Origin of the sequence: Streptomyces sp. IMTB 2501 (assembly GCF_001953885.1) — a bacterium.
Taxonomy (GTDB): Bacteria; Actinomycetota; Actinomycetes; order Streptomycetales; family Streptomycetaceae; genus Streptomyces.
On the sequence record NZ_MQUS01000053.1, the window covers coordinates 22568 to 41993 of the forward strand.

The 19426-nt window shown below is 68.8% G+C and carries 22 protein-coding genes and 1 pseudogene; 7 read left to right on the forward strand and 16 right to left on the reverse strand.

Features of this window, described 5'->3' with window-relative positions; all coding sequences use genetic code 11:
• Positions 1-970 precede the first annotated feature (970 nt).
• A complete protein-coding gene (locus tag AV521_RS49920; RefSeq protein WP_179023855.1) occupies positions 971-1192 on the reverse strand; it encodes a hypothetical protein in 222 nt (73 codons plus the stop codon).
• A 39-nt stretch (positions 1193-1231) separates the two neighbouring features.
• On the opposite strand from AV521_RS49920, the gene AV521_RS44130 reads away from it, so the two are divergent.
• Positions 1232-1534, forward strand: coding sequence for a hypothetical protein (locus AV521_RS44130; protein WP_305965225.1), 303 nt, complete (start codon positions 1232-1234; stop codon positions 1532-1534).
• Between the two features lie 45 nt (positions 1535-1579).
• On the opposite strand, the gene AV521_RS44135 is transcribed toward AV521_RS44130, so the two are convergent.
• Positions 1580-2557, reverse strand: a complete 978-nt coding sequence (locus tag AV521_RS44135; RefSeq protein ID WP_076097575.1) for an SEC-C domain-containing protein — start codon at positions 2555-2557, stop codon at positions 1580-1582.
• A gap of 256 nt (positions 2558-2813) precedes the next feature.
• Between AV521_RS44135 and AV521_RS44140 the strand changes: the two genes are divergently transcribed.
• Positions 2814-3512: a hypothetical protein gene (locus AV521_RS44140; protein WP_076097576.1), complete on the forward strand. Its 699-nt coding sequence runs from the start codon at positions 2814-2816 to the stop codon at positions 3510-3512.
• A gap of 45 nt (positions 3513-3557) precedes the next feature.
• Here the strand turns inward: AV521_RS44140 and AV521_RS44145 are convergent, their stop codons facing one another.
• The 5 genes from AV521_RS44145 to AV521_RS44165 form a co-directional block, all read right to left on the reverse strand.
• On the reverse strand, positions 3558-3836 hold the full coding sequence (locus AV521_RS44145) for a hypothetical protein (protein WP_076097577.1): 279 nt from the start codon (positions 3834-3836) through the stop codon (positions 3558-3560).
• Complete coding sequence (locus tag AV521_RS44150; protein WP_076097578.1) at positions 3833-4564, reverse strand: hypothetical protein; 732 nt, start codon at positions 4562-4564, stop codon at positions 3833-3835. Before AV521_RS44150 ends, AV521_RS44145 begins: the two co-directional genes overlap by 4 nt.
• A 67-nt stretch (positions 4565-4631) precedes the next feature.
• Positions 4632-5147 (reverse strand): SMI1/KNR4 family protein, encoded by a 516-nt coding sequence (locus AV521_RS44155; RefSeq protein ID WP_143658757.1) that lies wholly within the window; start codon positions 5145-5147, stop codon positions 4632-4634.
• Between the two features lie 105 nt (positions 5148-5252).
• Complete coding sequence (locus AV521_RS44160; RefSeq protein WP_076097580.1) at positions 5253-7082, reverse strand: tyrosine-type recombinase/integrase; 1830 nt, start codon at positions 7080-7082, stop codon at positions 5253-5255.
• Positions 7082-8104: a tyrosine-type recombinase/integrase gene (locus AV521_RS44165; protein ID WP_076097581.1), complete on the reverse strand. Its 1023-nt coding sequence runs from the start codon at positions 8102-8104 to the stop codon at positions 7082-7084. The genes AV521_RS44160 and AV521_RS44165 overlap by 1 nt, the downstream gene beginning before the upstream one ends.
• 1003 nt (positions 8105-9107) lie before the next feature.
• Between AV521_RS44165 and AV521_RS44170 the strand changes: the two genes are divergently transcribed.
• Positions 9108-9797 (forward strand): HAD family hydrolase, encoded by a 690-nt coding sequence (locus tag AV521_RS44170; protein WP_076097582.1) that lies wholly within the window; start codon positions 9108-9110, stop codon positions 9795-9797.
• Positions 9798-10071: 274 nt separating this feature from the next.
• Here the strand turns inward: AV521_RS44170 and chrA are convergent, their stop codons facing one another.
• From chrA to AV521_RS44200, 6 genes are all read right to left on the reverse strand, one after another.
• Positions 10072-11310: a chromate efflux transporter gene (gene chrA, locus AV521_RS44175; RefSeq protein WP_079249725.1), complete on the reverse strand. Its 1239-nt coding sequence runs from the start codon at positions 11308-11310 to the stop codon at positions 10072-10074.
• A 45-nt stretch (positions 11311-11355) separates the two neighbouring features.
• Complete coding sequence (locus AV521_RS44180; RefSeq protein ID WP_076097583.1) at positions 11356-11730, reverse strand: hypothetical protein; 375 nt, start codon at positions 11728-11730, stop codon at positions 11356-11358.
• 22 nt (positions 11731-11752) lie between these two features.
• Positions 11753-12184, reverse strand: coding sequence for a chromate resistance protein ChrB domain-containing protein (locus tag AV521_RS44185; protein WP_076097584.1), 432 nt, complete (start codon positions 12182-12184; stop codon positions 11753-11755).
• On the reverse strand, positions 12181-12708 hold the full coding sequence (locus AV521_RS44190; RefSeq protein ID WP_076097585.1) for a Chromate resistance protein ChrB: 528 nt from the start codon (positions 12706-12708) through the stop codon (positions 12181-12183). Before AV521_RS44190 ends, AV521_RS44185 begins: the two co-directional genes overlap by 4 nt.
• A 103-nt stretch (positions 12709-12811) precedes the next feature.
• Positions 12812-13894 (reverse strand): cell wall metabolism sensor histidine kinase WalK, encoded by a 1083-nt coding sequence (locus AV521_RS52460; RefSeq protein WP_076097586.1) that lies wholly within the window; start codon positions 13892-13894, stop codon positions 12812-12814.
• Complete coding sequence (locus AV521_RS44200) at positions 13891-14601, reverse strand: response regulator transcription factor (RefSeq protein WP_076097587.1); 711 nt, start codon at positions 14599-14601, stop codon at positions 13891-13893. Before AV521_RS44200 ends, AV521_RS52460 begins: the two co-directional genes overlap by 4 nt.
• Before the next feature lie 187 nt (positions 14602-14788).
• On the opposite strand from AV521_RS44200, the gene AV521_RS44205 reads away from it, so the two are divergent.
• The 3 genes from AV521_RS44205 (at position 14789) to AV521_RS44215 (ending at position 17269) form a co-directional block, all read left to right on the forward strand.
• On the forward strand, positions 14789-15790 hold the full coding sequence (locus AV521_RS44205) for a DUF1259 domain-containing protein (protein WP_076097588.1): 1002 nt from the start codon (positions 14789-14791) through the stop codon (positions 15788-15790).
• The gene (locus AV521_RS44210; RefSeq protein ID WP_076097589.1) at positions 15787-16152 is read left to right on the forward strand and encodes a hypothetical protein; all 366 of its coding nucleotides are present in this window, start codon (positions 15787-15789) and stop codon (positions 16150-16152) included. Before AV521_RS44205 ends, AV521_RS44210 begins: the two co-directional genes overlap by 4 nt.
• Positions 16153-16225: 73 nt before the next feature.
• Positions 16226-17269 (forward strand): YncE family protein, encoded by a 1044-nt coding sequence (locus tag AV521_RS44215; RefSeq protein ID WP_076097590.1) that lies wholly within the window; start codon positions 16226-16228, stop codon positions 17267-17269.
• A gap of 56 nt (positions 17270-17325) precedes the next feature.
• Here the strand turns inward: AV521_RS44215 and AV521_RS51975 are convergent, their stop codons facing one another.
• Both AV521_RS51975 and AV521_RS51980 read right to left on the reverse strand, forming a co-directional pair.
• The gene (locus AV521_RS51975; protein ID WP_256725978.1) at positions 17326-17697 is read right to left on the reverse strand and encodes a hypothetical protein; all 372 of its coding nucleotides are present in this window, start codon (positions 17695-17697) and stop codon (positions 17326-17328) included.
• 390 nt (positions 17698-18087) lie between these two features.
• A complete protein-coding gene (locus tag AV521_RS51980; RefSeq protein ID WP_256725981.1) occupies positions 18088-18315 on the reverse strand; it encodes a hypothetical protein in 228 nt (75 codons plus the stop codon).
• Positions 18316-18317: 2 nt separating this feature from the next.
• Here AV521_RS51980 and AV521_RS48420 point away from each other — a divergent pair.
• Positions 18318-18449 (forward strand): annotated as a pseudogene (locus AV521_RS48420) (serine hydrolase); the annotation flags it as partial.
• Between the two features lie 95 nt (positions 18450-18544).
• Here AV521_RS48420 and AV521_RS44225 read toward each other — a convergent pair.
• Positions 18545-19336 carry a CbtA family protein gene (locus AV521_RS44225; protein ID WP_079249726.1) on the reverse strand — a complete coding sequence of 264 codons (792 nt, stop codon included), beginning with the start codon at positions 19334-19336 and terminating at the stop codon, positions 18545-18547.
• Positions 19337-19426 lie beyond the last annotated feature (90 nt).

Genomic DNA, 19426 nt, shown 5'->3' on the forward strand with positions numbered 1-19426 from the left:
GTCGTGCCGCCGATCCCCGGCTTGTTGCCGGCGCTCCACAAACTCGCCGGCGAAGGCTTCGACGCACCGCGCCTCGACACCCTCTTCCTCACCAGCCCCATTTCGTTCAAGGGACGCGTCATCCAGCAGGTCGGCCTGATCATGCGCAACACCGAAGAGCGCAAGTCCCACGTCGAAGCCCACGACTACCTCGACGGCCGACGTCCCCCTCCTGGAGCGCATGCACCACAAACGCCGCCGCGTCCTCCAACACCGCGGATTCACAACGACCACTCCGGAGAACCTGCCACCCACGCCGCCCCGCGCGCCTGTCCTCACCACCCGGCGAGCTCAGTCTGTGGCTCCGGCGCCGAGCGTGGCCGAGGTACGAGCCTGGGCCTGCGAACAGGGCATGGACGTACCAGCGCGTGGCAGGCTCCGTGCAGAAATCTGGGACGCCTGGCACACCTCCCATTCCGCCACGAACGAACAAGGGCACCGTGCACAGTAGGTACGTTCTCGGTATCCAGTCAGGCTGCCCTGGTCGGGCAACCCCCTACCGCATGCCGGTAGCCGCAGCGCGAAGTGCCTCCTCGTGCTCGCCTCTGGCCGCGGCGCAGTGCAGCGGGAGTCCCTGGACACCTCGCCGCCCCTGACACATCGCTGTCTGTAGCTGGGATCCCCGATCTCCCCAAACCCGCGATCGCCGCGACCAGTGATGCGCCACGTCAGCCCAAGCTCCCCACAACGAATCATCGGCAATGCACCACCCCCAGGCCCTGCTGGCCCCGGTCCCACGGCCGAGCCCAACAACCGCTGCTCACGGTGATCGCCGAGGACGTACCGGCAGTGAGTTCTGCTCGTGATCACCGACACAAGTAGTGCTCATCATGCGCGGATTCCGACGTTTCCGCAGGAGCCTGTGCTCACGAATCCGCGGAACACACGCAAAGCCCTGTAGACGGCCGGTACCCCAGATGCGCAGCACCTGCTACCGGCCGGAGCCCACGTCCCGAGCTGCGTAGGCGAGCAGTTCACTGATGGCCGCCTCGTTCGAGACAGGCGGCCGGGCCCGCCATTCCTTCAGCGTTTCCCACACGGTCTGCGTCACCGTGCGGGCGTGCTCGGCAAGGGCGTCGGCCAGCGCGGCCGCTTCCCCGTCCGGCGTGCGGCCCGTGACAACGACGGGGCCGTGCAGCGGATACAGGGTCACGCCGCGCCAGGCGCTCGCCAGCGCCCATGCTGCAACACCGTGGCCACCTACCGCATCCCCGCGGGCCGTCATCACGACCTCGACGCCGCGCGCCAGGCCGTCTCGACCGGCCTCGATGTAGACGACTCGGCTGAGCTGCTGCACCGGGACTGGATGCGTCTCGAAGCCGCGCGCGGAAACCGCTCCGGGCTACACACCGCCATCACCCGCGTGCAACAGACCAACCGGGCCTTGGACTGCTCACCCGAAACAGCAACCACAGACGTCATCAACAAACTCCTGAGCAGGCCGGGCACGGCGGTACGCATGCAGTTCCGCAAAAGGGTGAGCGCCATCGGCTGATCATGGGCACCGACCGAGCAAATCCAGGTGATCATGGGCACTGACTCAACGACCTGTCCCGGGTCGCGGGGGCAGATCGCCAAAGCGGCGTACGACTTCGGTGCAGCCCAGTACCTTGACGCCTACTGCGACCTCGGTGCCCTGTTCGCCAAGAATGTCGGCGGCCAGTTGGTTCTGGCTCTGCCGCGAGTTTAGCGAAAGGCGCCTTCTGATCTTGGTCAGGGCGGGGTTACCGCAGCACTTCTTGTATTTGCGGGAAGAGCCGCACCAGCAGGGGCTGTTGCGGGGCGGGGGCCATGCCTGGGCCGGGCCCCGGGCAGCGAGGTCGGCGGCGTATTCGGCCCGGGTGTCCCCGTCCTGCGGGGAGATGCCCTCGTTGCGGGTGAATTCCTCGAAGTCGCTCACGCTGGCCTCGGCGATGCCCAGATGCGCTTCGCCCTCCTCGGACAGGCGGCGCAGGATCTCCTCAACACGGCGGATGTGATCGTGGGGATCAGCCCCGTAAGCCTCTTCCAGCGCGGGCCACTGGGTCAGAAGCCGGGTGAACTCGGTCTCAGGCCAGAACAGTGCGCAGGTCATGCGGGGCCTGGACCGGGCGGCGCGGCGTGCGGTGACCTCGGCGGTGAGCTTCTCGATCGAGGCGCGTAGGACGTCCGGGTCACCGCTCTCGGCGGCCTGCAGTTGGTCTGGGTCGTGCAGGTCGTCCAGGGTGCCGGGGCCACGGAGCAGGGCCGGGCGGTACGCGTGGAGTTCGTCGGCGAGACGGTCGAGGTCGTCGTGCGGCTGGGCGAGTCGGCGCCGGACCCGGTGGCGGCCGATGACGAGCATCTCGATGCCGCTGGGATCGGGGGCGTGTTCGACTGCGGTGCGTGTGAGGGGGGTGGCAGGTCCCAGGAGATGCGTGAGGCCCGCGGTGAACCAGTCCGCCGCGTCATGGAGTTCGCCGACGGTTTCGAGCATCTCGGCGACGAAGTTCCAGGCCCCGGCATCGGTGGGGTGCTGGCCCCGCAGGCGTGCGGCCACGTCAACCGTTTAAGACGATCAAGCGGCAGATGTACGGCCGGGGATCCTTCCGGCTCCTCCGCACCCGTGTCCTGCTGCGATCGTGACCATCACGAATTCCACCCAGACCCTCTCGTAGTGGAACGGACCGGTCACCGGCCGGCGGGGCGGTATGACTGTTTACCCGTGAGGGTGACCCGGCATCCGTTCCAGCCGGTTCTTGATCAGTACGCCGATATAAAAGGGCCCGTCCTGTTGATCAGCTGATGGGCTCACCATGTTGAAGGCAGCTCTGGGCGTTCTCGCCTCCGCCACCCTCGCCACCGCTTCGCTGACCGTCGCTGCCCCTGCCAGCGCAACCGTCCACCGCACGACCACGGCGAAGGCTCCGACCCCTGACACCGGGCCCTGCGGGCCGGTCGGCCGGTTCCACCCGTCCGACTGGTGGCGCACCACCACCTCCCCCGCCATCGCCCCGGCCGTGCGGCACGCCGCGGCTGATGAGAACTGGCAGTGGCGCGACGACGCCAACACGCTCTGGCGGGGCGACACCCGGGAGAACGTACAGCAGCTCTTCGATGACGGCTTCACTCCCCGCGGCCAGACGCTCACCCCGCTCGCTGAGTACATCGTCAAGGGCGGTGGCCAGAACAACGCGCACGTCAGCACCAGTTGCGAAAAGTGGGTTGCAGAGAAGTTCGCCACGTACGGCGCGGCGAAGACGGGGTGGGTGTACGAGATCGAGGCCCCGGGCGGCATCGACGTAAACGCCACCGCCCACCTGAACGGTTACCAGTCCCCATACCTTTGGAACAAGGAGATCGACTTCCCCGGCGGCATCAAGGGCAGCTACATCAAGAGCGCCTGCAAATACCACCTCCTCAGGACCGACCCGGAGACCAAGGTCAACACCTACGAGAACCTGGGCTGCCGGACCAACGACCACTTCGATGACGCCCTCGTGGCCGCACACTGATCCCACGCGACGATGTCGGGTGGCGAGATGGGTGTCCGCCACCCCCTACCGGGCGGCGGAGACCCGCACTACCGGATCCAGGCGCCAGTCGAGCACCGCGGGCCGGTGACCGTAGCCCGCTGCTGCGATCACGACCGTCACGAAATTCCGCCCAGACCCCTCGTCGTCCAGGTCCTCAGGTGGTGACGGGGCCGCCGCGGCGGCTCTGCGGGCCTCGACGGCCACCACGTCGGCGGTGATGGCGCCCGCCCGGATCGCGGCGGCCATGCCCTGCTCGACGGCCGGCGCGGGCATCCGCCAGTGCAGCAGCAGGACCTCGATCAAGACCCTCGTCCCGGCCGCGCCGCCGTGGGCGGCCCGGGCGGCGGCCCAGAACGCTTCGTGGACCTCGGTGAACGAGCCGTTCTGCCGGGCGGTGACCACGCGGTCGAGCCGGCCATCGCCCCGGGCTTGGCCAGGAGAATCTCCAGGTAGTCGTCGAGTCCGTCACGGAAGTCGCCGCGGCGGGTCAGCCTCGGGTGCCGGGCGACGACCTCCCGCCGTTCGAAGACGAGGAGTTCGTTGCCCCGCAGCAGCACCCGCACGTTCTGGCCGATGAAGCGAGCCGGCACCGAGTAGTGGCACTGCCGAACGGTGATCCGGCTGCTGCGGTCAACCTTCGGCGTCATGGTGATGCCGCACTCGAACTCCTCCAGCGGCAGCGGAGCCAGCTGGTCCGCCTCGGTGTAGAAGTTGAAGCCGACGGTGGTCAGCCTGCCCGCGAGGATCCGTTCGTCCTCGACCGCGTCGATCTCGGCGATCTTCGCGTTCAGCTCCTCCAGCGTGGCGACCTCGGGAACCGGGACCAGGTGGGTGCGGCGGAAGCGGCCGCCCTCGTGCTCGGCCCCGCCCTTCTCGTGGGCGCCGTCCTCGCCGGGAATGCAGTAGAAGGCGTCGAAGCCGTAGTGGGCCCGGAAGGACACCCATCGCTCGGACTCGATGCGGCTGCGGCCGGTGCAGATGCGATTGACCGCCGGTTTCAGATTGTCGTAGCGGATGTGCTTGGTCGGCACTCCTCTAATATGCGGGTCTCGGTGTCAACCCCGAGGGGACCATGCCGCGGTCTGGAGAGCCGATCGATCAGCAGGATTCGAAGCTTGGGGTGGCAGGGCGGATGTTGCCGTCTTCGTCCATGAACTCGAGTCGTTCCATAAACGCCACGATGAAGTCGGCGAACGGGCCGTCGAAGGTCTCGCATCCCTCCTCGTGGGCCATGGTGACGATCTTCCAACGGTTCGGATCCGGGTGGCTGGGCAAGAAGAAGTGCTCGTCGCCGCCGTAGTCGTAGCCCCAGGAGATCAGGCCGCCGGGCTCGGGGTGGAACGGGTGCGGGAAGTCGTCCGGTCGACGCTCGCGCCGGGCGGCGAATCTCTCGTGGATGCTGCGCATGCGCTCCAGCAGCGGACTGGACCCCCGAGGATGGAAGACCACGAGTTCCTCGGCGATGACTCCGGCGCCGTAGGTGTTCAGGAAAGCCTTGAAGTCGCTGGGAAGCGGCGACCCAATGTAGTTCTCAACCGCGGCCCAATCGTCTGGCGACTGCTGGCGTAGTGCCGGTGTGCCGAGCAGTTGCTGCAACTCATCAAGTCCTGCCATGCATCTCACCTGCTTGATCGCCGTCATTGGACGCGGCAAACGTAGCTGGATCGACCGGGCGGTTGGACGGAGGGGTAGCTATCGGTTGCCGCCTGGAAGGAGGCCTCAGCCAGCCTGTTCGTCAAGCCGGCTGAGGAGTCCGTCGAAGATCTGCTCACGGGCGACTTGTCCCTTGGCTGCCGCATCGTCCCGCTGGCGTTCGAGGGTGGGTCGGAACTCGATCGTGGTGACGAAGAACGTGCAGGACTCGCAGATCGATTCGAAGTGGCAGTCCATCTCGACGGGGCGAGCGCAGTAACCGTTGCCGAGCATCCGGCGGTGCATCTCCCTGCGGAGCTTGGCCATCTCCGTTCCCTCGGCGTCGGCCGGCAGCTGACGAGGTGCATCGTAGAGTGCTTCGACCTTCTCCGAGACGGCGAAGTACTCGTCCGCGACGGTCCGGTCCGCGATCCGGGCGTAAACACGTGTCATGGACAACGACCTGTGTCCAAGCAGTGCCGCGATGGCTTCCAGGGACATGCCCCGATTGATTGCTTGGGTGGCCAGAGTATGTCTGAGCTGGTGCGGGGTGACCCTGCCCAGTCCGGCCCGCTCGGCGGCCCTGCGGACAGCGGCTTCAATGCGGGAGGCGTTGATGGGGCGGCCGTGGTCGGTGAACAGCAGGTTCGAGCGCAGGCCCTCCGGGCGGTGCAGCAGCCAGTCGTCCAGCAGCGTCTTGAGTTGCGGATGCAAGGGAACGTAGCGGTCGGTGTGCATCTTGCCGACCGGGACACGGAGCCAGTAGGCGGAGCCGATCTGGACGACCGCGTCGATGGTGAGGCCGAGCATCTCACTGCGGCGCATGCCGGTGCGGGCGAGGATCTCGATGGCCAGCCGGGCGAACGGATCGGGGTCCTGGCGGGCGGCGGCCAGCAGTTTGGCGGCCGCGGCGTCGTCGAGGAAGCGGGGCAGCGGCTCGTCTGCGATCGGGAAATCGCTGTCGAACACCAGTTGGCGGGGCGGCCGGTCGTCGGCGTCCCACTCGTCCAGGCGGCGGAAGAAGCCGCGGAGTTTGCTGAGGCGGTCGCGGACGGTGTGCCGGTGCAGTGGGCCGCCCCGGGCGGCCGGCCGCTCCAGCAGCCACTGGCGGTAGCGTTCGACGTGCCGTCGCTTGAGCTCGGCGACGCAGGTGACGTGCGTGTCTTCGGTGACGACTAGGAGGGCGAATTCTCGCAGCGTCAGCTCGGCGTTCTTCACGGTGCCCGGCCGCATTGTTCCGGCGATCTGCTGCAGGTAGTGGTGCATGGTGTCCGCCATCGCGGCCGGGACGCGGGCCCACTCCTGAGCTCGGATGTCGGCGTGGTCCGGGGAGCGTCGGCGTGGGAGCTGGTCGGTCAACTCGCAGTGGAACAGGGTCGCTTCCAGGTTGAACAAGGCGGTCGACAGAGCCTTGACGCCGCGGTTGGGAATGCGCCGAGCGGCAGCCAGCAGCAGCCGGCGTCCCTCGTCCCAGTCGCTTTGCTGCAGATCGTGCGGCTGCTTGCCGAACAGCGCGAGGAAGTGGGCCAGCAGGTTGAACTGGGTCATGGCCACCGCGTCGCGAAAACCAAGGGACCGGGCCGTTTCCATAAACTTCAGGTGCAGTTCCGGCTCCGTGCGGGCGAGCACGATGCCCAAGCGCGGGCGTCGGGCGACCAGGTAGTCCGCCCCGGGTTGCATACGTCCCGTGACCGAGAGCCAGCTGATGAATCGGTGGGTCTCGTGGTTGAAGGCGAGCTGGCGTGCCAGCGGCAGGCGACGGAAGTCGGCCAGGTCGGGCACCGTGGCGAGCAGAGCGCGGGCTCCCCAGCGGACCTTGTGATCGGTGTTCATGCCCTGCGCGGCCCGGTGGGAGAGGTAGAACTCGACCAGGTCCGGTTGCACGATCGGCAGGGCGGCGGCGCGGGCCCGGCGCATCAGGACTCTGCCCAGTCGGCGTCGATGGCGGCACTCGCCTGCAGGTACTGCTCGACGAGCCAGTTGTTCGCCAGGTGGATGTAGATGCGGGTTGATTCGATGGAGCGGTGTCCGGCCTGGGCCTGTACCGCTTCCAGGGCCATGCCCGCCTCTCTCAGCCGGGTCAGGCAGGTGTGGCGGAGCTGGTGACAGGTCAGCCTCGGTAGTCCGGTCCGCTTCTGGACGCCGTCGAGGATCTCGTCCAGTCCGTCGGCGGAGAGCGGTCGGCCGCGGGTGGGCCCGCGCAGTACCACGAACAGCCGATCGTGGTCGACGGGTGGACGCTCGCGGTCCAGGTAGTCGCCGACCGCGGTGAAGAACTGCGCGGAGACGGGTATCAGGCGCTGGTGGCCGCCCTTGCCCTCGCTGATGAAGACCCGACGCTCACCCGGTGACAGGTCGCCCAGCCGCAGGCTGAGGACCTCGCAGCGGCGAAGCCCGCCGAGCAGCATCGCGAGGACCATGGCCCTATCCCGCGCGGTGTTCACCGCGCCGAGCACCGTTTCGACCTCAGCCAGGCCGAGGACGCGAGGGAGGGTCCGCGGCGTGCGCAACAGCGGTGCCGCGCGGTTGCCGCTGCGGCGGCGATTGGCCAGCCCTGTCGGCACCGGGTTGCGATCAATGGCCAGGTCGTCACGGGTCATCAGGTATCCGAACAGTCCGGAGACGCTGGCCAGTCGGCGCTTGATGGTCCGAGCCGAGAGCCCTGCTTCACCGTCCTCGAGCCGGACAACCTTCGGTCCCCGCCGCGGCTTCTTCTGCGCAGTGATGAACGTGAAGATGTCCGCGGTGACGACGTCGGCCGGCTCCTTGGACACCACCGAGAAGAAGACCTTCAGGTCGTAGGCGGTAGCCAGCAGAGTGTTCGGTCGGCAACGGGCCGCCACGAACTCCAGATAGTCGTCGACCAGGGCGTGCCCGAGCGATGCCGCGGGGTTCCCCGCGGCATCGACGCGTCGTACCAACTGCGGCTGCCAGGCCATCCGAGCTCCTCGACGGGAGCGACCATCCTGACGGGCAGCGCGAGATCGCGGAAGAGTTGTCACCCACATAACCGCCCAGGACGTTGAACGCCTCGACATGCCCTTCCATGAAGGACTCCTGGGCCTGCGAGGCATAGACGCCGTGGACGGCCTTGCCGGAGTACGACAGTCGCAGCGTGAACAGGTGGCGCTTGACGACTTGGCCCGCCAGGCGGACCCAGACGTCGGCGAAATCGACCTTGGCTTCCTCGCCGGGCAGGTGGACCTGCGGGACCATGCCGGTCAGGTGCCGGCGGCCCTCCAGTACCTCGGCCTCGATCTGCGGACGCCTGGCCAGCACGTAGTCACAGACCGTGGAGTACGACACCAGGTCGAAGTCGTACTCCTGGGCAAGACGCTGATGGATCCGGCGGGCCGTGTGCTTCTGCTTGCGCGGCGCACTCGCGTCTTCCCGCAGCATCGCGTCGATCCACGGCTTGGCGGCGTCCAGGACCGTGGCCCGCGGTGCTGGCTTCTTCCGAGGCGGCGGAACAGCAGACAAAAGGGCCTGCCGCACCGTCCTGCGATGCACTCCGTATTTCTCCGCCAGAACCCGCTGCGACATTTCCGGATCAAGACGCTTGTCCCTCCGGATCGCAGCGAACAGCTCCGTCCGCGACAAACCCATCCCGGCCTCCCGGCACGACCGTGATCAAGCAACACGGCCTCCGACATGACCGCGATCGACGCACAAACCCTGCCGTCGCCGGGCGGACGGAGCAGCGCATTCACTCCAAAGAGGACAGGTCGTCGGTAAGCTGCCGTAGCCTCACTTTGCTTCGGAGGCCGAGCATCACTCGAGTTCGCTCATCGTCATGGCGATTCCTGAATCGACCAGCGTGTGTCTTGTTCCTCAGTTGAATGGGACATCAAGGGCCTGAGGACGTTGGTGGATTGCTCGGGTTGCAGACCTTGATCGTCTTGGGGTTGCGGCCGGCTCGTCGGCGCCGCCAGGATCGGCTGCATGATCAAGGGTGTGATGTTCGACTTCTCCGGGACCCTCTTCCGGATCGAATCAGCCGCGCAGTGGCTGCGCGCGGTGGCAACGAAGGCCGGTCTGGACGTGCCCGAAGGTGAACTCGATGCGTGCGTCAGCCGGCTGGAAGAGTTCGGGGCTCAGCCCGGAGGAGTTCCTCCGCGCAAAGTGCCGCCCCATCTGGAGGCACTGTGGCGGGAGCGCGATCTGACCGCCGAACGACACCGGGCTGCCTTCACAGCCCTTACCCGGGAAGCGAAGCTGCCTGCGGCTGACCTGGCCGAGGCCCTGTATGAACGTTCCCAAGTGTCCGGGGCATGGCTGCCTTATCCCGACACCGAGGAAACCCTCCGCGCCCTGCGCGGGCGAGGCATCCCGGTCGCTGTCGTCAGCAACATCGGCTGGGACATGCGCCCTGTCTTCCGCGACCACGGTGTCGTTGACCTCGTAGACGCCTACTTCCTCTCCTTCGAGCGCGGGGTGAAGAAGCCCGATCCCCGGATCTTCCAGATGGCGTGCGACAAGCTCGGAGTGGCGCCAGGCGATTCACTCATGGTGGGAGACGAGCCTGTTGCGGACTCCGGCGCTGCCACGCTGGGGTGCCGGGTCCACCTGGTCGATCCCTTGCCCGTTGACCAGCGTCCCGGCGCGCTGGCCGAGGTGCTCCAGCTCCTCTGACGTGGCCCGACCGAGACGACTTTCAGCGCGATGTTGAGGGCCCGGCGACCGAACGCCGTCCAGTCCTAGGGCTCGATACCGCGCAAACGTACCCGTTACCAGTTCAGCACGAAGTCATCCCCTATCCGATCACGCCCCAGACGCGATGCACAGGCGCTCCTGCCCCTGGCCTGAACTGTCTTGTCATACCGGTGGAGCCAGATCAACTTCGTACGTCATGGAGCCGTGAAACGCTGGTGCGCTGGTGCCCAGAGAAGTGCTTACAAACAGCCGGTCAGTGGAGCAGCACGCCGAGGACCCCAGCGGCACCGACAACGTACGGTTCGGGGATCTTGAAGCGCCACAGCAGGGCGAGGGTGGTCAGGGCTATGGCGGCGGTGGGGAGGTCGGTGACGGCCTGGCGGGTCAGGACGACCACCGCGCCGCACAGGGCGCCGCCCGCGGCGGCGGTGGCTCCCGTGACGAACGCCTTGAGCTGGGGGTTGTCGCGGTGGCGGACGAACCAGCGGCCGGGGACGACGACGCCCAGGTAGATGGGGATGAAGATGGCGACGGTGGCGACGAGAGCGCCGGTGGTGCCGCCGACGAGGTAGCCGATGAAGGCGGCGGTGATGACGACCGGGCCGGGGGTGATCAGGCCCATCGCCACGGCATCGAGGAACTGTGCCTGGGTGAGCCAGTGGTGCTGGGCGACGACGCCGTCGCGCAGCAGGGGGACGATGGCCAGGCCGGAGCCGAAGACCAGGGCTCCGGTCTTGAGGAAGAACAGGCCGAGGGAGGCGAGCGTCCCGCCGGAGGCGAGGGCGCCGAGCGTGGTGGAGGCCAGGGGCCAGGCGGCGATGCCGCGCACGGCTTTGTCCGTGCCGGGGCTCGGGAGCCGGCGCCGCGGAAGGCGCGGGCGCGGCCGGGCGTCCAGGGCGATCATCAGCAGGCCGGCGCCCACGATGAGGTAGATCGGTTCCCGGCCGGTGAGGGCGGTGGCGGAGAAGACCACCGCGCTGATGGCCCAGGCCCGCCAGTCCTTGCCGTCGGTGAGATGGACCAGCTTGTACGCGGCGATGGTGATGATCGCCATGACGGCGGGGGCGATGCCGTAGAAAAGTGCCTGTACGACGCTCAGGCCCGCGTAGTGGGCGTAGACGGCGGCGACGCCGGTGACCATGAGGAACGACGGGGCGATGAACGCGAGGGCGGTGGCCGCGGCGCCGAGCGCGCCGCGCTTGAGGTAGCCGACCCACATGGCGACCTGGGCGGCCAGCGGGCCGGGCATGGTCTGTCCGAGGGCGACGCCGTTGAGGAACTCCTGCTCGGCTATCCAGCCGCGCTTTTCCACCAGGTCGCGCTGCATGTAGCCGACGACGGCGATGGGGCCGCCGAAGCCGAGGGTGCCCAGGCGCAGGAAATAGCGGAGCACAGCTGCAAAGCCCGGGTCGACCGGCGCCGTTGCCGTGGCCGGTCCGGGTATCTCACCATTGCCTGCGCTTCCGGGCGTGGTCGTGTCGTCGGAACCCATAGCGGCACTGTAACCATGGTTGCATTTTCCCTCAACGGCCGCCGGTCAGATGGTGATGACGTTGACCGCCAGCGAGACGAGGGTGGCTAGTGCCCGGGTCTGGGCGTAGCGACGTGGGTCTGCCGGGAGGCGGACATCGGCGTAGAGGCTGAGGAAAACGTAGGTCAGGACGGGCGCGGCCCAGTCGTTGGCCGAGAAGCTCGGCAGACCGTCGGTGTTCAGCTGGGTCATGTTCGCGGAGGTCCGCCACAGGTACACCGAAGCCGCAGACAACACGGCGACCGCGGCCATGTCGGCCCACGCGGCCCGCGGAAGCCGCCAGACGGCCACTGCCAGTGCGAGGACGCCGGTGATCGCGGCAGTCAGCCCGATGTGGGCGGTGGTGAAGACCTCGGGTGACGAGGCGAGGACGAGTGGCATGGCGTGCTCCGGGATGACGTGGTCAGGAGGGCTCGCGCCCCAGCAGCATGCCCCGGTGGTGGTACTCGTACAGGCCGTCGAAGAGCGGGCCGGTCAGCTCCAGGATCCGTTGGTCGTCGCAGATCATGGACAGGCCGCGGAGGATGACGTCCACGCCGGGGGCTTCGGGGGCGTCGTAGCGTTCGTCGTCGAGGTCGGCCTCGTGGACGATCTCGGCGAGTTTCCACAGCACGGGGTCGGTCAGGTCGTAGTGGCGCAGGATCGTCTCGAAGGAGCAGTCGCCGCCGTGGTGGCCGAGTTCGACACCGCGCATGTCGAACGGGGTGGTGCCGTCCGGGACTTCGCCGGGGTCGGTGACGAAGACGAACTCCGCATCCCGGTCGATGTGGTGACGGATGAGCCAGGCGCACGCGGCCCGGTCGATGTGGATGCCGGCGCGGGTCGCCCACTTCATGCGTTCTTCTCCGGGTGGCTTGCGGTCTTCGGTGCTGTGCGGGCTTTGCCGCCCGGCTCGTCGGCGAGGGCGCGTACGGCGGCGTGGGCGAGGTCGCGTTCGAGAGGCGGGAAGAAGTCACGGCGGCCGATGCGGCGCAGTTCGGCGCGCAGCTTGCGAACGACGGACGCGACGTTGGGTATGTCGGCGGCCTGGGTCGCCTGGTCGATGACGGCTTGGTACTCCGCGGCGCGGGCCGTGGCCATGGTGGTGGCCAGCTCGCGTTCCTGGGCGTGGGTCGCGGGCCGGGCGATCCAGATGGAGGCAGTGCCGCCGGCCTCGATCGCCTCGTCGGCGATCCACTCCAACTGCTCGCGGGTGCGCGCGTCGGCGGGCAGGGCGACCAGACCGTCGGAGATCTGGGCGACGCCGAGGCGCTTGAGCTTGCGCCACAGGGCGATGCGAGGCGTGGACGGCTCGCGGGGCATCCGGTAGGAGAGCAGGACCCACTCGCCCGGCTCGCGGATCGGAGTGTTAGCGGCCACGACGTGTACCGATCCGTGTGGCGGATTTTGTCCGGTCCATCGATGCCCCCCACAGCTTGATCCTGAAGAAACGTAACCATGGTTGCATGGCACTCGGGGCCCATCAAGCCGACGCGGGTGGCCGCGCCAGGGCCGGGAGGGAGATCCAGACCACCGCCCCGCCGTCGAGGTGGTTGAAGGCCCCGTACTCGCCGCCGGCCGCGCGGGCGATGGCGGCTGTAATGGCCAGTCCCAGGCCGATGCCGGTGGTGCCGCGGGAACGGTCGGCCTGGGTGAAGCGGTCGAAGGCGTGCGGGAGGAAGTCGGGCGGGAAGCCGGGGCCGTGGTCGCGTACCTCGATACGGATCCGGTCCCCGTCGGGGCGGGCGGTCACTTCGACGGGGCCGCGGCCGTGCTGCTGGGCGTTGTGGACCAGGTTCGTCACCGCCCGGTCGAGCCGGTCGCTCGGGACGGCGGCGGTCAGTCCGGCGGGGCAGTCGACGGTGATGGCCTTGTCGGGTGAGCCGTTGCGCAGGCGGGCGGCCACGCGGTGCAAGAGAGGGGCCAGGTCGGGTACCGCCGACCCGGTCTGCGTCGTGTCCCGGCGGTCGGTGCGGGCGAGCAGCAGCAGGTCTTCGGCGAGCTGGACGAGCCGTTCGGTCTCTTCGTGGGCGGAGACGAGGGCGGCGTGCAGTTCGGTGGCGTCGCGGGGGTGCCGTAGGGCGAGTTCGATCTCGGTGCGCAGCAGGCTGAGCGGGGTGCGCAGCTCGTGGCTGGCGTCGGCCACGAAGAGCCGTTCGTGGTCGAGAGCGGTCTGGAGCCGGGTGAGCATGTCGTTGAGGGTGGTGGCCAGGCGGGCGATCTCGTCTCGGCTGGGCGGGACGTCGAGCCGGTAGTCGGGGGTGTCCTCGGTGACGGCGGCGGCCTGGGTGCGCATGCGCTCCACCGGGCGCAGGGCCGCAGCGGCCAGCAGGTAGGCGCCAATGGTGGCGAGCACGAAGACGATGGGCAGCGCGGTGAGCAGTTCGCGCACCAGGTCGTCGAGGGCCTCCTGCTGGGCCTGGTGAGCGATGCCGGTGGCGGCGCCGTACTCGGCCTGGGACTCGCGGAAGCGGCTGAGAGTCAGGTAGCCGGCGCCAGCCAGGACCAGGGCCATCACGGCGGCGAAGATCGCGGTGAGGCGGATGCGGAGCGGGATGCGATTCATGACGTGCCGGGGGTGCTGCGGGTGGTGGTGCGGCCGCCGTCGCGGCGGATCCGGTATCCGGCGCCGCGGACGGTCTCGACGGCCTGGGTGCCGTAGGGGCGGTCGATCTTGTCGCGGAGGGCCTTGATGTGCGCGTCGACCACGTTGGAGCCGGGGCTGGTGCCCAGGTCCCAGCAGTGCTCGACGAGCATGGCACGGGTCAGCACGGTGCCGGGCCGGTGCAGGAGCGCCTCCAGGAGGGCGTACTCCTTGGCGGTCAGGCAGATCTCCGCATCGCCGCGCCGTACGGTCCGGGTGGCCGGGTCCAGGGACAGGTCTCCGGCGGTGAGGACGGCCGGGCGTTCGAACGGGCCACGGCGGATCAGCACCCGCAGCCGGGCGAAGAGTTCCTCAAGGCTGAAGGGCTTGGTCAGGTAGTCGTCCGCGCCGCCGTCCAGGCCGCGCACGCGGTCGGCGACGGCGTCCTTGGCGGTGAGCATCAGCACGGGCAGCCAGGTGCCGCGTCTGCGCAGGCTGGAGCAGACCTCGAAGCCGTCCAAACCGGGCAGCATCACGTCCAGCACCATCGCGTCGTAGGCCGCGACGTCGGTGAGGGCGAGGGCCTGGGGGCCGTCAGGGGCCGTGTCGACGGCGTAACCCTCCTCGGTCAGGGCCCGGCGCAGCAGGTCCCGCATCTTGGGCTCGTCCTCGACCACCAGGATCCGCATCGCACCTTCCCCTCGTCCCGTCGTTGGCCCGCACGTCGTCGCGGGGTTCACGATCCCCGCCGCTCATGAAGGTGGCATGAAGTCACCCGTTTGTCCCGGTGGCTCTTCATGGCAACTTCATCAGGGGTGGGTTCTCTGACCACATAGGCATCTTCGACTTCGACAACGATCTCGACGAGGAGTGGTCATGTCACCCCGTTCGATCACCAAGCCGGCCGTAGGGACGGCGGCCGCGCTCCTGCTGGTGACGGGCAGCGGCCTGCTGGCAGGCTGCGGCACCCAGACGAGAAGCGATGCCGGCGGTACGAGCGTGGCCGCGGCGCAAGCCGCCGTCCAGCCCGGCCGCCTTCAGCAGCCCATGCAGACCACGGACAAGGACTGGAAGCCCGTCGCGGACGCCCTCGGCCGCACCGGAACGCTGATGAAGGGCACCGTCTACCACATCGCGCTGCCCCGCAAGGACCTCAAGGTCACCACCGAGGGCATAGCGATCAAGCCGGGCCTGTCGCTCGGCGGCTACGCGAACTTCGCCAAGTACCACGACGGCACCATGCTCATGGGCGACCTGGTCATCACCGAGGACGAACTGCCCAAGGTCACCGACGCGCTCCAGGCCGCCGGTATCGAGCAGACCGCCCTGCACAAGCACCTTCTCCAGCAGTCCCCGGCCGTCTGGTGGACCCACGTCCACGCCATGGGCGACCCGGTGAAACTCGCCCAGGGCCTGAAGTCCGCGCTCGACGCCACCGCCATCCCGCCCGCCTCGCCGCCTCTGCCCACCCAGCCGCCCATCGCGCTGGACACCGCCGGCATCGACAAGGCGCTCGGCCGCAAGGGCACTGCGGACGGCGGCATCTACAAGTTCACCGTCGCCCGCAAGCAGGCCGTCAACGACGGCACCCACGTGCTGCCCGCCGCCCTCGGCCTGACCACCGGCATCAACTTCCAGCCGCTTGGCGGCAACAAAGCGGCCATCAACGGCGACTTCGTCATGACCGCACCCGAGGTGCAGAAGGTCATCCAGGCACTGCGGAAGGGGAACATCGACATCGTCGAACTGCACAACCACGCCCTGACCGACCAGCCACGCCTGTTCTACCTGCACTTCTGGGCCACCGCCGACGGAGTCACCCTCGCCAAGGCCCTGCGCCCGGCCCTGGACGCGACCGCACCGGCACCCGCCTCATGATCGGCTGGGGCCAGGTCGGCTACGGCGCGGCGCTGTCGGCAGCGTTCGCCGCCGTCCTCATCGTCGCCGCCCGGGGGCGCACCCGAGCGGTGGTCATGACCGGTGCGCTCGCCGCGGCCGTCGGGCCCCTCGCCTGGAACGCCATCCTGCGGGCCGCTCACGGGGACCAGTTCCTCACCGACGCGCCCGTACCTGTCTTCCCCATCAGTTGGCAGGACACCGGCTCCGGCGTCTTCACGCTGGCCGCCGCATCCCTCGGCTACGGACTCGGCCCACTGGCCACGCAGCCGAGCCGCAGCAGCATCCGCTATGCACTTCTGGCCGCTGTTGCGGCCCTGCTCGTCGACATCTACTTGTATTGACATGGCCCGGTCGTCCCACTGCTGCCGCCCGGACGACCGGACCGCTTCACCACCGACCCCGGAAAGCCCACACATGATCCGTCGCCTCAACCCCCGCGCCCTGCTGGCCCTGACCGCCGGTTTGATCCTCGCGGTCGCCGCCGCCGTGGCTGGCGTATTGCTCACCCGGGGCGGCGACCAGCCACCCAGGACAGCGTTGCCGCTCCGCCAGGTGAAGGAGATCGCCCTGCCGGGCGACAGCTCCCGATTCGACTACGCAAGCCTCGATTCCGGCCGCGGCCTGCTGTTCATCGCCCACCTCGGCGCGAGCCAGGTCATCGAGGTGGACACCCACGCGGACAAGGTCGTACGGACCATCGACGACCTGCCCGGCGTTCACGGCGTCCTCGTCGTCCCCGCCCTGCACCGGGTATACGCCACCGCCAGTGACGCGAACCAGGTCGCCGCCATCGACGAGACCACCGGCAAGGTCCTGCACCGCAGCCCCACCAGCGGCACCCCGGACGGACTGGCCTACGACCCCTTGCACAACACTGTGTGGACCACCAACGAGTCCGGCGGCTCGGAGACCGTCGTGGACGCCAACACGGGAGCCGTACGCGGCACCGTCATCCTGGGCGGCGAGGCCGGCAACGTCGCCTACGACCCCACCACCCGGCAGATGCTCGTCGACGTCCAGACCCACAACGAACTCGCCGTCATCGACCCGACCAACCTCCACATCACCCGCCGAGTGCCCCTGCCCGGCTGCGACCACGACCACGGCCTCACCCTCGATCCCGCCGACCGGCTCGCCTTCGTCGCCTGCGACGGCAACGCCCGCCTGCTCACCATGGATCTCACCACCTGGCGCGTCACCGGCACCGACCAGGTCGGCCAGGACCCCGACGTCCTCGCCTACGACCCCACCGCCCGCCACCTCTACGTCGCCGCCGAGTCCGGCTGGGTCACCACCGCCGACAACCGCAACCGGCACCTGACCGTCACCGGCCGTGCCCACCTCGCCGACGGCGCCCATGTCGTCGCCGCCGACCCCACCACCCACCTCAGCTACTACCCCGTCCCGCACGGCTCCGGCGGGCACCCGGCCCTCCTCGTCTACCGACCCTCGTCGTGAGCCTGGTCTGAGAGCCACCGGCTCGTCGTACGACAGGAAGACGGCGTCGAACAGGCTCACGCGACGGCCTCCAAGTAGCGCGCGGCGACCAGAGCGGGTGCGAAGTTGGCGGTGGAAGCGTGCGCGCGCTTGGCCTGGACGGCGTGGAACTCGTCATCCGTGGCCTGGCGCTCGGCCAGGGCCACGGCTTCCTGCGTGGTGGTGAAGCACAAGTCTGGGTCGATGTGCTCGGCGAGCCACCCCGGCCGGGGCGAGATCACGGGCATCCCCATGCCCTGGCAGTCGATCATGCTCATCGACCACGGACAGCCGGACCGGAACGGGGCGATGCCGAAGCGGGCTCCAACCAGCAGGCGCCGGTAGCGGACGCGGTCGCCCCGGTCGGAGACGACCTGGACGTGCGGCAGCGCGGCGAGCAGGTCGCGCATCTTCTCGGGGGCTGTCGTCCAGGCCGGTGCGTTCGGTACGGCGCTGCCCGAACAGGTCCATCACCAGCACCCGGACGGTGCCCGTGGAAACCAGCTCACGGGCCAGGGCGACGAACCGCTCAGTGCCGTAGTGCGCGTACAGGCGGTGGTTGTAGACGCCGATCACCTCGCCAGTGCTGGGGCCAGGCTGTGCGCTGGCCGGGTCGCGCACCAGGCGCACGTCCCTGGGCGCCGGCACCACCCGCCGAATCTCGCTCACGTCCAGCGTCATCCGTGCGGCGGCGACCGACACCCAGGAGGCAGCCGTGGCGGAATGCACGAGCACGCGATCACAGGCGGCCAGACCGGCAGCGAAGGCGAGCAGCACCGGTCGGCCGAACCCTGCATCGTTCAGGGAGGGGTCCAGCAGGAGCTGGCCGCTGCCGTTGAAGGAGAATGGCAGATAGCGGGAGATCCGGCGAGCAGAGCATCGGATCGGGCCTCCAGCAGGGCCGTGCGGCCGGCCGGTGCCTCCTCGATCTGGTTGGCCACCACCACATCGGGCCGCTCGGCCCGGATCAGCGCGATCAACTCGTCGATGTCGGCCGAGAACCGGGCCCGGTACTTCGTCTCCTGCACCCGGCACGGGCACGTGGATCTCGCCCATGCAAGGCCGATGGGCGGTGCTCTTGACCAACAGGCTCTACTACAGCCGCGACCGCGGACCTCTGACCGACCTCCGCAACTCCTTCCGTGAACTCGCCTTCGGGTGAGGCAATGCGCGGGTGAGCCAGGTGGTCCAACTGACCCTCACGCTGCACCACCCAAAGCTGCTGCTCTGCCAGCGCTCTGCCGTGGCCCGGTCACCTCATGTGCGCCGAAGGCCCCGACCAGGTGGTTGGACGGGGCCTTGTCGAGCGGACTGCTCAGCGCGGGACAGAAGTCGTTCTAACGCCCGCGGCCGACTTTCCCGGGGCGGCCTGTCCAGCAGCTCGGGAGCCAGCAGCCGCTCGGCGAGGGCTCCGAAGGCCAGCCCGAAGGCAGTCCACAGGGTGGCCTGGATGGCCAGGGCCGCCAGGCGGAACTGCCAGAGTAGTGTGGCCGAGAAGTCCTTCGGGACCTCGTTGACGGCCGGCAGGAACGCGTACGACAGCCCGACGGCCACGACGAAGAACGCCCCCGCGGCCACCGTCGCGTTCCAGTTGCCCAGGCGTGGTGCGAGACGTTTGCCGAGGATCAGGGTGGCGATCGCCAGCAGCACGCTGAGCAGCATCATCAGGAAGTACAGGGTGGTGCGCTTGCCGATGGTGTCGGGGTCGCCGACGGACGGCGGGTTGGCGGGGTACTTCGGGAACGGCACGACATACACGGCGATCAAGCCAGCCGCGGCGAGGAGCAGCGCGCTCTCGCGTGGCCCGAAGCGGCCGATCCGGCCGAGCGCGAAGCAGTAAGCGAGGGCGGCGATGCCGCCGAACGCGACCCCGTAGACGAGGACCCCGGTGGCCAGGCCGCCGGTGGACTGCAGCGTGCGGCTGACGACTTCCATGCCGTGTTCGTGGGAGTGCGCCTGTTCGTAGGCGATGGCCGAGTCGACGCGCGGCTCACCGAGGAAGTAGGCGACGACGAGGGCGAGCAAGCCCGCGGCGAGTCCCGCGAGCATGCCACGCACCAGCAGATTTCGGACCGTTGCCGAGTTCGTGGGTCACTGAGCTTCTTCAGCGGTGACTCTCCAGGGTGAGGACGGCCTTGG